The 14,795-nt window shown below is 70.9% G+C and carries 13 protein-coding genes; 7 read left to right on the top strand and 6 right to left on the bottom strand.

Annotated features, from left to right (window positions below; translation table 11 throughout):
• Positions 1-120 precede the first annotated feature (120 nt).
• Entirely contained in the window at positions 121-744 is a 624-nt protein-coding gene (locus tag FV226_RS06815) for a glutathione S-transferase family protein (protein WP_147751878.1), read from the bottom strand.
• A gap of 189 nt (positions 745-933) precedes the next feature.
• Here FV226_RS06815 and FV226_RS06810 point away from each other — a divergent pair, with 189 nt between their 5' ends.
• Positions 934-2,106 carry a zinc-dependent alcohol dehydrogenase gene (locus FV226_RS06810; protein WP_147762300.1) on the top strand — a complete coding sequence of 391 codons (1,173 nt, stop codon included), beginning with the start codon at positions 934-936 and terminating at the stop codon, positions 2,104-2,106.
• 31 nt (positions 2,107-2,137) lie between these two features.
• Here the strand turns inward: FV226_RS06810 and FV226_RS06805 are convergent, their stop codons facing one another.
• Both FV226_RS06805 and FV226_RS06800 read right to left on the bottom strand, forming a co-directional pair.
• Positions 2,138-3,163, bottom strand: a complete 1,026-nt coding sequence (locus FV226_RS06805) for a GNAT family N-acetyltransferase (protein ID WP_147762299.1) — start codon at positions 3,161-3,163, stop codon at positions 2,138-2,140.
• Positions 3,164-3,425: 262 nt separating this feature from the next.
• Positions 3,426-3,848, bottom strand: a complete 423-nt coding sequence (locus FV226_RS06800) for a DUF2780 domain-containing protein (protein ID WP_348644091.1) — start codon at positions 3,846-3,848, stop codon at positions 3,426-3,428.
• A gap of 103 nt (positions 3,849-3,951) precedes the next feature.
• On the opposite strand from FV226_RS06800, the gene FV226_RS06795 reads away from it, so the two are divergent.
• Complete coding sequence (locus FV226_RS06795; protein WP_147762298.1) at positions 3,952-5,484, top strand: helicase HerA-like domain-containing protein; 1,533 nt, start codon at positions 3,952-3,954, stop codon at positions 5,482-5,484.
• Between the two features lie 33 nt (positions 5,485-5,517).
• Here FV226_RS06795 and FV226_RS06790 read toward each other — a convergent pair whose 3' ends face one another.
• Both FV226_RS06790 and xth read right to left on the bottom strand, forming a co-directional pair.
• The gene (locus tag FV226_RS06790) at positions 5,518-7,059 is read right to left on the bottom strand and encodes a DUF2252 domain-containing protein (protein WP_246691516.1); all 1,542 of its coding nucleotides are present in this window, start codon (positions 7,057-7,059) and stop codon (positions 5,518-5,520) included.
• A 119-nt stretch (positions 7,060-7,178) separates the two neighbouring features.
• Positions 7,179-7,979 carry an exodeoxyribonuclease III gene (gene xth / locus FV226_RS06785; protein ID WP_147762297.1) on the bottom strand — a complete coding sequence of 267 codons (801 nt, stop codon included), beginning with the start codon at positions 7,977-7,979 and terminating at the stop codon, positions 7,179-7,181.
• Between the two features lie 161 nt (positions 7,980-8,140).
• On the opposite strand from xth, the gene FV226_RS06780 reads away from it, so the two are divergent.
• The 3 genes from FV226_RS06780 to glpX all read left to right on the top strand — a co-directional run bounded on the left by FV226_RS06780 (position 8,141) and on the right by glpX (position 11,459).
• Positions 8,141-8,821, top strand: coding sequence for a ceramidase domain-containing protein (locus tag FV226_RS06780; RefSeq protein ID WP_147762296.1), 681 nt, complete (start codon positions 8,141-8,143; stop codon positions 8,819-8,821).
• 171 nt (positions 8,822-8,992) lie between these two features.
• Entirely contained in the window at positions 8,993-10,315 is a 1,323-nt protein-coding gene (locus FV226_RS06775; protein WP_147762295.1) for a homoserine dehydrogenase, read from the top strand.
• 148 nt (positions 10,316-10,463) lie between these two features.
• Positions 10,464-11,459, top strand: coding sequence for a class II fructose-bisphosphatase (glpX, locus tag FV226_RS06770; RefSeq protein WP_147762294.1), 996 nt, complete (start codon positions 10,464-10,466; stop codon positions 11,457-11,459).
• A gap of 59 nt (positions 11,460-11,518) precedes the next feature.
• Here glpX and FV226_RS06765 read toward each other — a convergent pair whose 3' ends face one another.
• Positions 11,519-12,505 carry a L,D-transpeptidase gene (locus tag FV226_RS06765; RefSeq protein ID WP_187278712.1) on the bottom strand — a complete coding sequence of 329 codons (987 nt, stop codon included), beginning with the start codon at positions 12,503-12,505 and terminating at the stop codon, positions 11,519-11,521.
• Positions 12,506-12,896: 391 nt separating this feature from the next.
• Here FV226_RS06765 and FV226_RS06760 point away from each other — a divergent pair, with 391 nt between their 5' ends.
• Together FV226_RS06760 and FV226_RS06755 are read left to right on the top strand one after the other, a co-directional pair.
• Positions 12,897-13,166, top strand: a complete 270-nt coding sequence (locus tag FV226_RS06760; protein ID WP_147762293.1) for a hypothetical protein — start codon at positions 12,897-12,899, stop codon at positions 13,164-13,166.
• A gap of 363 nt (positions 13,167-13,529) precedes the next feature.
• Positions 13,530-14,783, top strand: a complete 1,254-nt coding sequence (locus FV226_RS06755) for an MFS transporter (protein ID WP_147750446.1) — start codon at positions 13,530-13,532, stop codon at positions 14,781-14,783.
• Positions 14,784-14,795 lie beyond the last annotated feature (12 nt).

The raw sequence follows: 14,795 nt of genomic DNA, 5'->3' as shown, positions 1-14,795 counted from the left end.
CTCAGGCTTTCGCTGCGCTCGACGCTTTTCAGGACCAAGGTCCTGAAAAGCCCGCTCCGCGGGGCGCTCTTCGCGCCCTGAAGCCGCCGAACGCGGCTTCAGGCGATCCGACGACCCCGATCAGCCCTTGCGCGCGGCCATGGCCGTGACGAAGGACGGGCGCGCCAGGATGCGGTCGACGTAGGCCGCGAGCTTCGGCCAGCGCGCGGCGTCGACCTTCGCCTCCGCGAGGTGGAAGTTGTAGAAGCCGGCGGCGATCGAGATGTCGGCGATCGAGAACGCGTCGCCCGCGAGGTATTCGCCCGCGATCTCGCCCTCGAGGTGGTCGAACAGCGGCGGCAGGTCCGTGTCGAGCGACTTGACGACCAAGGCCTCGTCGCACGGCTTGCCCATCATGGTCGGCTTCATCACCCGCTCGCGGAACGCCACGATCAGCGGGCTGAACAGCTCGGTGTCGCCGAACTTGTCGAACCAGATCGCGCGGCCGAGCGCCTTCGCGTCGGCGGGCATCAGCGCCGGCTCGGGGTGCTTGCGCTCCAGGTACCAGAGGATCGCCGAGGAATCGGCGAGCTTGAAGCCGTCGTCGTCGATCGCGGGGATCTTGCCGAGCGGGCTCGCCGCCTGGAACGCCGCGTCGGGCGCGTGGAACATGCAGGGCACGTGCTCGTAGGATGCGCCCTTCTCGGCAAGCGCGACGAGGATCTTGCGGACGTAGGGCGAATAGCCGGTGCCGTAGACGATCATGCTGGTTCTGGACCCGTTGGGTTGTCGGAAGCGCCAAGCCCCTACCACGAATTGGGACGAACCTTCCCTGGTGCCGGCTCATGCGGCCATTCGACCGTTCGGCCGGAACTTGGCCGTACGAGCTCGGGCTTAACCGTACGAGCCCGCGCCACGCGGGTCCTGCGATTCCCCCGTCACGAAAGGATTTTCATGAAAGCGCTGTGCTGGCACGGCAAGGGCGACATCCGCTGCGACACGGTTCCCGATCCGCGGATCGAGGATGCCCGCGACATCATCCTCAAGGTGACGTCCTGCGCCATCTGCGGCTCGGACCTCCACCTGATGGACGGCCAGATGCCGACCATGGAGGCGGGCGACGTGCTCGGCCACGAGTTCATGGGCGAGGTCGTCGAGGTCGGCCAGGGCTTCACCAAGTTCAAGAAGGGCGACCGCGTCGTCGTGCCGTTCAACATCAATTGCGGCGAGTGCCGGCAGTGCCGGCTCGGGAACTGGTCGGTCTGCGAGCGCTCGAACCGCAACGGCGCCATGGCGGCGGCGCAGTTCGGCTACCCCACCGCGGGCCTGTTCGGGTACTCGCACCTCACCGGCGGCTATGCCGGGGGCCAGGCCGAGTACGTCCGCGTGCCGATGGCCGACGTGGCGCCGATGCTGGCGCCCGAGGGCGTCGACGACGAGTCGCTCTTGTTCCTCACCGACATCCTGCCGACCGGCTGGCAGGGCGCCGAGCATTGCGAGATCAAGGGCGGCGAGGTCATCGCGGTCTGGGGTGCGGGTCCGGTCGGCCTGTTCGCGATCCAGTCGGCCAAGATCATGGGCGCCGAGCGCATCATCGCCATCGACACGGTGCCGGAGCGCCTTGCGCTCGCCCGCACCTACGGCGCCACCGACATCATCGACTACGCCAAGGAGGACGTGTTCGAGCGGATCAAGGAGATCAGCAAGGGCGAGGGCGCCGACGGCGTCATCGACTGCGTCGGCATGGAGGCCAGCGCCGGCCACGGCGTCGCCAGCCTCGTCAACACCCTGCAGGAGAAGCTCACCTCGACCGAGCGGCCTTACGCGCTGATGGAGGCGATCAAGGCGGTGCGGCCCTGCGGCATCGTCTCGGTGCCCGGCGTCTACGGCGGCCCGATCCCGGTCAACATGGGCATGATCGTCCAGAAGGGCCTGACCATGAAGAGCGGGCAGACGCACGTGAAGCGCTACCTGGAAACGCTGACCAAGCTGATCCAGGCGGGGAAGATCGACATGACGTCGATGATCACCCACCGCTCCACCAACCTCGCCGACGGGCCGGACCTCTACAAGACGTTCCGAGACAAGAAGGACGGCTGCGTGAAGGTCGTGTTCCACCCGAACTGAGCGTTCGGGCGGCGGATCGCCTCCGGGTGGATCACGCCGCCCGCTTGTTCGCCGTCGGCGCGAAGTGGCCGAGGTAGCGCGTGCCGATCGCCGTCACCGGCAGCACGACGAAGACGTCGGTGGTGCCGAACTGGCGGTCGATCACCGCCCCGTCGCCGAAGGTGGCCCCGACGCGGAGGTACCCCTTGATCAGCGGCGGCAGCGCCTGAAGCGCCGCCTTCGGCTCGATCGCCTCGCGGTCGAGCCGGTCCATCGCCACGTAGCGCTCCGGCAAGGCGCGGGCGCACCAGCCCTCGGGGGCGCGGGCGTGGTGGTGCAGGAAGCTCAGGGGCAGCGCGAGGCGGGCCGGATCGGTGCCGTCGAGGCTTGCGCAGCCGATCAGCGCGTCGACGCGGTGGTGCAGGACGTAGGCGTAGATGCCGGCCCAGAGCAGCTCGACGGTGCGCTTGGTGCGATAGGGCTTCAGCACGCAGGAGCGGCCGAGCTCGAGCAGGCGCTTGCCGGGATGCGCGGCGAGCAGCGGCGCGATGTCGAACTCGGAGGCCGAGTAGAAGCCGAAGTTGCGCTCGGCCGCCTCGCCGCGGAGCAGGCGATAGGTGCCGACCACCTTCGGGCGCGCCTTCCGGAACGGCTTGGCGTCGGTCGCGGCGTGGTCGATCACCAGGAGGTGGTCGCAGACCGCGTCGTAGGCGTCGACGTCGCGCCGCGACAGCATCGCCATGCCGGTCGGAATCGCCGACATCTCCTCGTAGAACACTTGGTAGCGCAGCCGCTGCGCCCGGCGGATCTCGGACTTGCGGGTCGCGAGGCAGACTTCGAGGTTGCCGATGCGGCCGAGGCTCGGGCCCAGCTCCGGCAAGGCGTTACCCGCCCCCTTGGCCTTGAAGCGGATCGGGGTGGCGCCGGGCGGGATCAGGCTGCGGCCGCCGAAGCCGGGCAGCGTCCCGTCGGCCGACTTGCGCTTCAGCTTCGCGATCGGCGACTCGACGTTGTCCCACCCGTTGGCCCGGATCGCGTCCCAGGCCGCGGAGGCCCCGCGCGTAAACTTCGCGACCATGGTCGACGCCTTCCGGGGCTTTCCGAACGCGCCCCCGCGGGGCGACCGGCTCCAGGCCCTGGAACCGGACACAACCACGAAGCCCGCACGCTTTTATGACAGGCCCGCGCCGACGCCCGTGCACGCCCCGCGAGGCCGCCGAAAACGCCCCGCGAGGCCGCCGAAAACGCCCCGCGAGGCCGCCGAAAACGCCCCGCGAGGCCGCCGAAAACGCCCCGCGAGGCCGCCGAAAACGCCCCGCGAGGCCGCCGGTCGTCCGGTCTCAGACGAACTGGTTGAGGCCGGGGACCGAGCCGACGATCGGCCCCATCACGTCCTCGCCGGCCTTCTCGCGGCCGTAGGCGAACAGCTCCTGGCCGAGCGGCTGCATCTGGCCCATCGGCACGCCGGCCGACATCAGCTTCTGGCCGAGCGCCATCACGCCGCCGCCCATCATGCCGCCGAGCATGCCCATCAGGCCGCCGCCGCCGCCCTCTTCGGCGTTCGAGGTGGCGACCAGGGACTCGGAGCCCGGCATCGACGCCATCAGCTGGCTCACCTCGGTGGCGGGGCCTTCCTTCTGGAGGAAGGCCAGGATGTGCCCGATCGCGGTCTGCGCCGTCGCGGCATCGAGGCCCGTGCGGTTGGTCACGCGGGCGATGAGTTCTTCCATGGTCGGCAGCTCCCGAGGGTGTTTCCTCGTCATTCGGGCCTGGACGCGCGGAAATCAAGCCGAACGCCCGCGCATCTGGCAAAGCCGGCCTCCGGCGCCCATAACCGTGACGATCGGCGCGAAGGGGATTGGGCGGATGGCGGGCGACGGCAGCATCCTGGTTGGAAAGAGTCCCCAGAAAGCGGGGCCGCCGAAGCCGGAGGTGCTGACGCTCAAGCTCGCCAACCGGCACGGTCTGGTGGCCGGCGCGACCGGCACCGGCAAGACCGTCACCCTGCAGGTGATGGCCGAAGGCTTCTCGAACGCCGGCGTCCCGGTCTTCGCGGCCGACGTGAAGGGCGACCTGTCGGGGCTGGCCGCGGCCGGCGAATCCAAGCCCGTCTTCGTCAAGCGCGCCGAGGAACTCGGCATCGCCTACGAGCCCGACCGCTTTCCAACGGTGTTCTGGGACCTGTTCGGCGAGCAGGGCCACCCGATCCGCTGCACCGTGACCGAGATGGGGCCGCTGCTGCTGGCACGCCTCCTCGAACTCAACGACACGCAGGAGGGCGTACTCAACATCGCCTTCCGCGTCGCCGACGAGAACCAGTGGCCGGTGATCGACCTGAAGGACCTGCGCGCGCTGCTGGCCTTCTGCTCGGAGAACCTCAAGACGATCTCGGGGACCTACGGCAACGTCTCGGCAGCCTCGGTCGGCGCGATCCAGCGCCAGCTCCTGATGCTCGAGAACCAGAACGCCGACCGCTTCTTCGGCGAGCCGGCCCTGAACCTCGAAGACTTCATGCGGACCGACCGCGACGGGCGTGGGTTCGTCAACATCCTGGCCGCCGACAAGCTGATGCAGCGGCCCCGGCTCTACGCCTCGTTCCTGCTGTGGATGCTCTCCGAGCTGTTCGAGCAGCTGCCCGAGGTCGGCGACCTGGAGAAGCCGAAGCTGGTGTTCTTCTTCGACGAGGCGCACCTGCTGTTCAACGATGCGCCGAAGGCGCTGCTGGACGCGGTCGAGCAGGTGGTGCGGCTGATCCGCTCGAAGGGCGTCGGCGTCTACTTCGTGACGCAGAACCCCCTCGACGTGCCTGAGACGGTGCTGGGCCAGCTCGGCAACCGGGTGCAGCACGCGTTGCGCGCCTTCACCCCCCGCGACCAGAGGGCCGTGAAGGCGGCCGCCGAGACGTTCCGGCAGAACCCCGGCTTCGACGTGGCGGAGGCGATCACCCAGCTCGGCGTCGGCGAGGCCCTGGTCAGCTTCCTGGAGCCGAAGGGCACGCCCTCGGTGGTCGAGCGCGCCCTGATCGCCCCGCCGCAGGGTCGCGTCGGGCCGCTGACGCCGGCCGAGCGCGCCGACCTGATCGCCAAAAGCCCGCTGCGCGGCAAGTACGACGAGGCGATCGACAGCGAGAGCGCCTACGAGATGCTCGCCAAGCGCAAGAACCTCGACGCCGCCCCGGCCGAGGCGGCGCAGGCCTCGGAGGGGGGCCTCGGCGGCCTGCTCGGCGGCATCGTGGGCAGCGTCTTCGGCAAGCCCGCCGCCAAGGCCGGCCGAAAGGCCCCGCAGAGCCTCGCCGAGCAGGTCGTTTCGAACGCCGCGCGCTCGATGGCCCGCAGCGTCGGCACCCAGGTCGGCAACGCCATCCTGCGCAACGTGCTCGGCGGGTTGATGAAGCGGTAGCGCCGGGGCCGGCCCCGCGCTGGCCGCGTCAAGTCAGAGGCAGGGATCGTCCGCCGCCTCGAGCCGGCCCGACGCGATGGCGGCGAGGAAGGCCTCGTAGTCGGAAGCGTTCCGGTCGCCGTAGGCGTGGGCCCAGTCGGCCAGGGCCTCGCGCAGGTCCGCATGCCGGTCCTTGCCGCAATAGCCGGCGATGGCGGCGGCGTCGCCGGTGCGGGCATGCGCGCGGGCGAGCAGGGCGCCGTAGGCCCAGGAGAAGTACAGCAGCGGCTGCCCGGTCATGCACGAGACCGGGATCTCGCCCTTCATGTTCTTCATCTGCCGCACGTAGAACGGGCGGTCTTCGATCGTGGTCCAGCCGAGCAGCGGGTCTCCGACGCCCTGGAGCAGGCGCTGGCCGTAGATCACCCGCTCGCCCTCGTGGCTGGCATAGGGCTCGGGCATGCCGGGCAGGTAGGGGGCGTGGGCCGGGCGCACGGCCTCCTTCACCTGCAGGAAGAGCACGTCCTGGTCGGAGTTGCCGCAGAGCAGCGCCACGTAGGCGCGGGTCCCGACGCTGCCGACCCCGACGACCCGGTGGGCGACGTCGACGACGTGGTAGCGGCTCAGCATGAACCGGCGCTCGCGCGGCAGCGTCTCGGCGTAGTGCTCCAGCCCCGTGATCACCGCCTCGCGGGTCTCGTCGTCGACCCCGGTGAGGATCGGGGCTTCCTCGCGAAAGCGCCAGCCGCCGTCGACGCGGCGCTCGCCGACGCGGGCGAGCAGGCTCTGGTTGTTCTTCTTGCGCGCCTTCTCCACCGCCTTGCGCACCACCGCCTGCGACGCCTCGTCGATCCGGACGCCCGAGACGTCGAGCCGGTCGGCGCGGGTCGCCTGCTGCCAGACGTCCAGCGAGCCCTGGGGCGCGAGGTCCAGCATCGTGTGCTGGTAGCCGCCGACCGCCGCCATCACCGCCTGCCGCCGCGCCTCGGCCGGAACCGCATCCTCGCGGGCGGCGACCTCGATGCTGGCGACGAGCCGTTTCAGGTCCCACTCCCACGGGCCGATCGTCACCTCGTCGAAGTCGTTGAGGTCGAGCACGACGTCGCCCTGCGGCGTCCCGAACAGGCCGAAGTTCGAGATGTGCGCGTCGCCGTTCATCACCACGTTGATGTCGCTGCGCGGGCCGTGCGCGAGGTCCCAGGCCATGACGTGGGCGGCGCCGCGCAGGAACGCGAAGGGCGAGCTCGCCATGCGCGCCACCCGCAACGGGACGAGCCTCGGCTGGCGGCCTTCGTGCGCCCCCACGATCAGGTCGACGGGGTCCGGCCGGTCGGAGGGAAGGTCGAGGGCGGCGTGGGCTTCGTGCGGCACGGCCTCGCGCAGGCGCTTGCCGGCGGCGCGGCGCTTGTCCCAGGGCTCGCCGCCGGTCCGCAGATCGATGTGCGGATAGTCGGCCAGCGGCTCCAGCACGACCTCTTCGGCCGCCTCGTGCGCGTCGCGTCCGTCCTTGTCCTGCCTTTGATCCTGCGCTGGGCCGGGGACGGTCTCGGCCTCGCCGAAGGCGTCGTCGCCGCTCATCTGATTCGGTCGTTCCATGCTCGGTCGTCCCAGGGCTGCCGGCGTCTCCCGGTGGCGCTGAACAACCTGAGCCGGAGAAATTTGTTGCGGAGTCGGGGATTATGTCGCCGCGAAAGGCGTGGACAACGCCGGCGCGCCTACCCCGCCGCCAGCTCCACCGTCACGGGCACGTGGTCCGACGGCTTCTCCAGGCCGCGCAGGTGCTTCTGCACCGAGGCCGAGACCAGCCGGTCGGCGGCCTGCGGCGAGAGCAGGAGGTGGTCGATCCGGATGCCGAAGTTCCGCGACCAGGCGGCGGCCTGGTAGTCCCAGAAGCTGTAGAGGCCGGGGCGCGGGTCGCAGGCGCGAACCGCGTCGGTCAGCCCTTCGGCCAGCAGCGCGCGGAACGCCGCCCGCGTGGTCGGCAGGTAGAGCGCGTCGTCGGCCCAGGCCGTGGGCTCGGCCGCATCCTCCGGCTCGGGGATGACGTTGTAGTCGCCCGCGAGCACCAGCGCGGTCTCCTCGCGCATCCGCGCGATCGCGTGAAGACGCAGCCGCTCCAGGAAGGCGAGCTTGTAGGGGTATTTCGGGCTCGCCACCGGGTTGCCGTTCGGCAGGTAGATCGAGGCCACCCGCACCGGCGCGACGCCGTCGCCGCTGACCAGCGCCTCGACGTAGCGGGCCTGCTCGTCCTCGGCGTCGCCCGGGAGCGCGCGCAGCACGGTGGCCGGTTCGTAGGTCAGCGGCGCGCGGACCAGCAGCGCGACGCCGTTATAGGCCTTCTGCCCCACCGCCTCGACGGCATAGCCGGCCGCCTCGATCTCGGCGCGCGGGAACGCCTCCTCCTGGCACTTCAGCTCCTGCAGGCAGACCACGTCCGGCTTGGCCTCGTCGAGGAAGGCGAGCAGGTGACCGACCCGCTGCTTGATCGAATTTACGTTCCACGTGGTGATGCGCATCGCTGGCGTCCTGGAGGGCGGAGCCCGTCGTCTGGCGTCCTGGAGGGCGAAGCCCGTCGTCTGGCGTCTTGTGAGGGCGGAGCCCGTCATCGCGCCTTCGCACCGGCCTGACAAGCGGAAGGCCGGGCGCGTCGCCGCCCGCTCACGCAACGAGGCCGCCGGTGGACTGGTTCGAACCGATCGGCGCCTATTGCGAGCGGGACGGCGCGGCGTTCTGGGCCGAGCCGGTCAACGCCCTGTCCAACGCCGCATTCCTTGTCGCCGCCGTCGCGGCCCATCGGCGCGCCCGCGCGGCGGACGACCGGGCCGGCGTCGCGCTGGCGCTCCTGACGGCGGTCGTCGGCATCGGGTCGTTCCTGTTCCACACGCTCGCCGTGCGTTGGGCCATGCTCGCCGACGTCGTGCCGATCGCCGTGTTCATCCACGCCTACTTCTACCTGGCGATGGTGCGGTTCCTGCGATTCGGGCCGGTCGCCGCATGGGCGGCGACGCTGGCCTTCGCGGGCTTCGGCTTCGGGCTCGTCCCGGCTCTCGACGCCGTCGCCGGCCGCTCGGTCGAGGCGCTCACCAACGGCTCGATCGACTACCTGCCGGCGGTGCTGGCGTTGGTGGGCGTCGCCCTCGGGCTCCGCGGCGTGGGCGACCCGGCCGCGACCGGCCGGCGGCTCGTCGCCCTGGCGGCGCTGTTTTCCGTCTCGCTCGCCTTGCGCACCGCCGACCGGGGCGTCTGCGCGCTCGTGCCCGTCGGCACCCACTTCCTCTGGCACGTCCTCAACGCCGCGGTGCTCTACGGCTTGGTCGTCGCGGCCGTCCGGCATCGCGAGGCGGTTTCGCGGCGGTGACGGAGGAACCTCGGGATGCGCCCCGGCGCCCGGCCGATTTCTTGCGCCTCCCGGCAAATCGAGGCAGAAGGGCGGCGCCGCAGCCGATGGGGCGCGCGGCGTTCCCCGCGCTCGTCCACGCCGGCCGACAGGCCGCCGACGGCGCAGGGCAGAAGGCTTGCGAAAACCACCATGTCCCAGAGCTTCCGCCTCGGTGTCGCCGGTCTCGGCACGGTCGGCGCCGCCGTCGTCCGGATGGTCGCGCGCCGGGCCGCCGCGCTCGCCGCCGCCACCGGCCGCGACATCCGCGTCGTCGCCGTCTCCTCCCGCGACCGCACGCGCGACCGCGGGTTCGACGTCGCCGGGCTGCAATGGTTCGACGATCCGGTGGAGATGGCGCGCTCGGCCGAGGTCGACTGCGTGGTCGAGCTGATCGGCGGCTCGGAAGGGCCGGCCAAAGCCGTGGTCGAGGCCGCGCTCGCCGCCGGCAAGCCGGTCGTCACCGCGAACAAGGCGCTGCTGGCGCTCCACGGCGCGGCGCTGGCGAAGTCGGCCGAGACCGCGGGCGTCGCGCTCGCCTACGAGGCGGCGGTCGCGGGCGGCATCCCGGTGATCAAGGCGATCCGAGAGGGCCTGGCCGGCAACGCCGTGAGCCGCGTCTACGGAATCATGAACGGCACCTGCAACTACATCCTCACCCGGATGGAGCGCGAGGGCCTGACCTTCGAGGCCTGCCTTAAGGATGCGCAGGCCCTGGGCTATGCCGAGGCCGACCCGACCTTCGACGTCGAGGGTTTCGACACCGCCCACAAGCTCGCGATCCTCACGAGCCTCGCCTTCGGCACCTCGATCGACGCCGAGGGCGTCTCGGTGGAGGGCATCTCCGGGGTGAAGCCCCTCGACCTACGGATGGCCGAGGAGCTCGGCTACCGGATCAAGCTGCTCGGCGTCGCGCAGGCGACCGAGGCGGGGATCGAGCAGCGCGTGCACCCGACCATGGTGCCGAAATCCTCGAGCATCGCCCAGGTGATGGGCGTGACCAACGCGGTGACGATCGATGCCGACGCCGTCGGCGAGCTGACCCTGATCGGCCCGGGCGCCGGCGGCGAGGCGACCGCCTCCGCGGTGGTCGCCGACATCGCCGACCTCGCCGCCGGCCTGAGCCGCCCGACCTTCGGCTGCCCGACCGCGTCCCTGCGCCCGGCCGAGCGGGTCGAGATGCAGCGGCACGAGGGCGGCTATTACATCCGCCTCACGGTCCACAACCGGCCCGGCGTCGCGGCGGGCGTGGCCACCCGCATGGCCGAGCGCGAGATTTCGCTGGAGAGCATCCTGCAGCGCCGCACCGGCGAGATGGCGGAAAGCGATCCGAAGGGCCGCTCCGGCCAGCCGGTGCCGCTGGTGCTGATCACCTACGCGGCGACGGAGGGGAACATCCGCGCGGCCCTCGACGCCATCGCCGGCGACGGGCTGCTGGCCGAGGCGCCGCAGCTCATCCGGATCGAGCGCGAATAAGCCTGTTCGGCGCCCAACAGAACGGCACTATCGTTCCGATCCCGCCCAAAATCGAAAACCCAAGTTATTTTCGTGCATCCTAGCCGCGGTAGGCTGTAGGAGCAGGGGCACCGAAAACGTTCGGGCCGCGGGAAGGGCTTGGGAAACGATGGACGAGGCGCTCATGCAGGGCTCGCGGAGCGTCGTCGCGCGCACGCTCACCCTCGAACTCGCACGCGTGACCGAGCGCGCGGCCATCGCGGCGGCGGCCCTGCGCGGGCAGGGCAACGAGAAGGCCGCCGACCAGGCCGCCGTCGACGCGATGCGGGCCGAGCTCAACGCGCTGCCGATCGACGGGACCGTGGTGATCGGCGAGGGCGAGCGCGACCGGGCGCCGATGCTGTTCATCGGCGAGCGCCTCGGCAGCGGCGGCGGCCCCCGCGTCGACCTCGCGGTCGACCCGCTGGAGGGCACGACGCTCTGCGCCAAGGACATGCCCGGCGCGATCGCGATCATGGCGATGGCCGAGCGCGGCTCGCTGCTCGCCGCCCCCGACGTCTACATGCAGAAGATCGCGATCGGCCCCGGCTATCCGCCCGGCCTCGTCGACCTCGACGCCAGCCCCGCCGACAACATCGCCGCGCTCGCCCGCGCCAAGGGCGTGCCGACCTCGCAGATCGTCGCGATCGTCCTCGACCGGCCGCGGCACGGCGACCTCGTCGCCGCGATCCGCGCCACGGGGGCTGGCGTCCGCCTGATCTCCGACGGCGACATCGCCGGGATCATCTTCACCAACTCGCCCGACGAGACTGGCGTCGACATCTATCTCGGGATCGGCGCGGCGCCCGAGGGCGTGATCGCGGCCGGCGCGCTGCGCTGCATCGGCGGCCAGATGCAGGGCCGGCTGATCCTCGACACGCCGGAGAAGCGCCGGCGGGCGCAGGACATGGGCATCGGCGACCCGAACCGGAAATACGAGCTGACGGATCTGGCCCGCGGCGACGTCACCGTCGCGGCGACCGGCGTCACCGACGGGGCGCTTCTGCGCGGCGTGCGCTTCAAGCCCGGCGTCATCGAGACGGAGACCGTGGTCTACCGCTCGGCCACCGGCACGGTGCGGCGCATCCTCGGCGAGCACCGCCGCGCCGAGCGCAACGCGGATTGATCGAACGCGAACGCCGTCCGCCGGGGCTTCCCCCCGCGGACGGCGCGGTCGATTCCTGCTCAGTTCAGGACGACGACCTTGGTGCCGACGTTGACGCGGCTGAACAGGTCGATCGCATCCTGGTTGATCATGCGGATGCAGCCCGACGAGACGCTCTTGCCGATCGAGTTCGGATCCAGTGTGCCGTGGATGCGGAACAGCGTGTCCTTGTTGCCCTGCCACAGGTACATGGCGCGGGCGCCCAGCGGGTTGCGGTTGCCGCCGGGGACGCCGACGCCGCTCGGCAGCGTGTCGACTTCGCGCGCCAGGTGCGGCGTGCGGGCGATCATCTCCTTCGGCGGGTACCAATCCGGCCAGGCCTGCTTCAGGTTCACCGTCGCGGCGCCCGACCACGAGAAGCCCTGCTTGCCGACGCCGACGCCGTAGCGCCGCGCCCGGCCGTCCGCCTGGACCAGGGTGAGCTGGTGCGCCCGCGGGTCGACCACGATCGTGCCGGGCTCGTAGGGGCCGGTATAGGCGATCTCCTGGCGCAGGAACGCCGGGTTGGCCTTCTTCCAGTTGAAGGCCGCCACCGGGAACGCGTCGTCGGCGATCGCGCCGTAGGCCTTGTCGTAGTTGATCGGGCCGTTGTCGACCGGCCGGTTGATCGCCGCGGCCATCGCCGGGGAGAGCTGGTTGGCGCCGGGCTTCGGGCCGACGGTGAGCGGCGCGGCGGGCGCGTCGGCCGGGCTCTCCTGCAAGGTCTCGGGCGGGCGCCCGGCGAGCTGCTGGCGCTCGGGGGTGGGGCGGCGCTCCGAGGCCGTGGCGCGGTCGGGCACGGCGCGGCCGAACTCGACGCGGCCGGCATAGGGCTCGTAGCGGCCGCCGCGGAGGCGGTAGAGCGCGCCGGACTGGTCCTGGAACAGGCGGTCGTCGTCGCCGACGCCGTCGATGGCGCTCGACGCGAGGGCGCCCCGTCCCTGAGCGTGCACGGGTGCGGTCGCGGACAGGCTCGCGAGGCCGGTCATCGCGCCGGCGAGCAGGAGGCTTCGCAAAGTATTCGGCATGGCGGTTCGAAACGTCCTTGATCCGAGGTCCCCGGGCCGGCGACGGGCCGGCACGGAACCTTGAGTCACGCGGTCGAGCGGCAGGCGGCCGCGATCCGGTGGTGACGGGCAAGGCTTAGCAAGTCACGGCCCGTCGCGTCATCCTTCGCCGTGTTGCGGAATCCGTTTCCTGGCGCGGCGTCGATTCCTTGCAACGGTGGCAGCCCTGTCGGCCCAGGTCTTCAACGGGCCGAAATCTGACCCGTGAAATCCGCCGGCGTCGCGGCGGCAAGCCTTTACCATGTGCCGTCCTCGTCGGCAGAGCGGGGACAAGTTGCGACGGGGCGATTGATTTGTCGCCCGACCTGACGGCAACAGTATCGCAGCCCTCTCGATCTTCGGACATCTCCCCGTGACATCCGCTTCGAACTTGCGCGCGCGCCTCGCGGCGTCGCTCCTGGCGCTCGCCTGCGTCGTCGCGACGCCCGCAGCCGCACGGGAGGCGGCGCGGCGTCCGGAGCGTCCGCGCCCGGTCCAGACCGTCGAGCCGCCGCCGCCGCCGTCCGAGCCGACGGGCGCGTGGACCTCCGGGACCGCGCCGGCCGATTGCACCCGCGCCCGGCGCAAGCTGTGGCAGCCGGAGCAGGGCTGGATCGTGAAGACCATCACCACCTGTCACTGACGCAGCCGTCATCGACTCCTATGTGATCGTTCGCTCGTCGAGCCTCGCGGGTTGCCTCCGGTTTGGGCGTCCGCGCCCGACCGCATGCCGCCTAGGCATCGTTGCCGCGAATCCCGGCATCCAGTGCCCGCGGCTTGGCCGTTTCCCTCAGTCTTCGTCGGCTGCGCCGCAGGCCTTCAACGGGGGCTGCGCCTGGCCAGGCCGCCCCGCCACGTCTGGCACGTTTGCTGCTTTTCCAGAGATCGCCGCGCGGCGCGCGGCACGCTGGGCAACGAAGCCTCGCAAAGCGGACGGTGTGAGTCCGGTTCCTCCGGCATGAGCGGCGGCGCGAAGGCGCCCGCTCGATCAAGACGAGCACCCACGATGGCCTCCTTCAAGACCGTGATGAAGTCGGGACACCCCCCGACGCTGTTCGCCGCCTTCCTCTACTTCGACTTCTGCTTCGCGATCTGGGTCCTGAACGGCGCCATGGGGCCGTTCATCACCGAGACCTACAAGCTGTCCCCGGCCCAGACCGGGTTCATGATCTCGCTGCCGATCCTCGCGGGCGCGATCATGCGCTTCCCGCTCGGCGTGCTTGCCCAGTATATCGGCCGGAAGAACGCCGCCATCACCGAGATGGGCGTCATCATGCTCGCGATGGCCTACGGCTTCTTCTTCATCTCGACCTACAACGACGTGCTCGCCATGGGCGTGCTGCTCGGCATCGCCGGCGCCTCGTTCGGCGTCGCCCTGTCGCTCGGCTCGGGCTGGTTCCCGCCGGAGCACAAGGGCCTCGCCATGGGCATCGCCGGCGCCGGCAATTCCGGCACCGTGCTCGCGGTGCTGTTCGCGCCGCCGCTGGCCCAGGCCTACGGCTGGCAGGCGGTCTACGGCTTCGCCGGCTGCGTCATGGCCATCCCGCTGATCGTGATGATCGTGCTCGCCAAGGAGCCGCCGGACCTCGAGCACCAGTCGTTCAAGGACCACATCTCCTGCCTGTTCACCAAGGACGGCTGGGCCTTCTCGCTGATCTACGTCATCACCTTCGGCGGCTTCATCGGCCTGTCGAACTTCCTGCCGACGTTCTTCTACGAGCAGTTCGCGGTCACGAAGGTCGAGGCCGGGCGCCTGACCATGCTCGCGGCCTTCATGGGCTCGGGCATCCGCATCCTCGGCGGCTACTTCGCCGACCGGCTCGGCGGCATCGCCGTGCTGTCGGTGGTCTTGCTCGCCTCGATCGCCTCGTTCCTTGCGCTCACCGCCACCCCGTCGCTGGCCGCCACCACGATCCTGTTCATGTTGTGCTTCGCGGCGCTCGGCGCCGGCAACGGCGCCCTGTTCCAGCTCGTCCCGCTGCGCTACCCCACCAACACCGCGGTGTCGGGCTCGATGATCGGCGAGATCGGGGCGCTCGGCGGCGCGATCCTGCCGAACGTGATGGGCTTCTCGAAGCAGTACACCGGCGCCTTCGCCACCGGCTTCGTCGTCTACGCGGTCTTCGCCGCCGTGGTGCTCGGCTGCCTGTTCCTGTGGCAGCGCAAGTGGGTCGGCGCCTGGGTCGGCCCGCGCGGCAAGGTGCTCGATCCCTCAGCGACGCCCGCCCAGGCCAGCGGAATGCGTCCCGTCACGGCCTGACCGGCCTCTCAT

This window comes from Methylobacterium sp. WL12 (assembly GCF_008039475.1).
GTDB lineage: Bacteria > Pseudomonadota > Alphaproteobacteria > Rhizobiales > Beijerinckiaceae > Methylobacterium > Methylobacterium cerastii.
The sequence above is the reverse complement of the archived record's forward strand: the minus strand, read 5'-3'. Positions and strand labels throughout refer to the sequence as shown.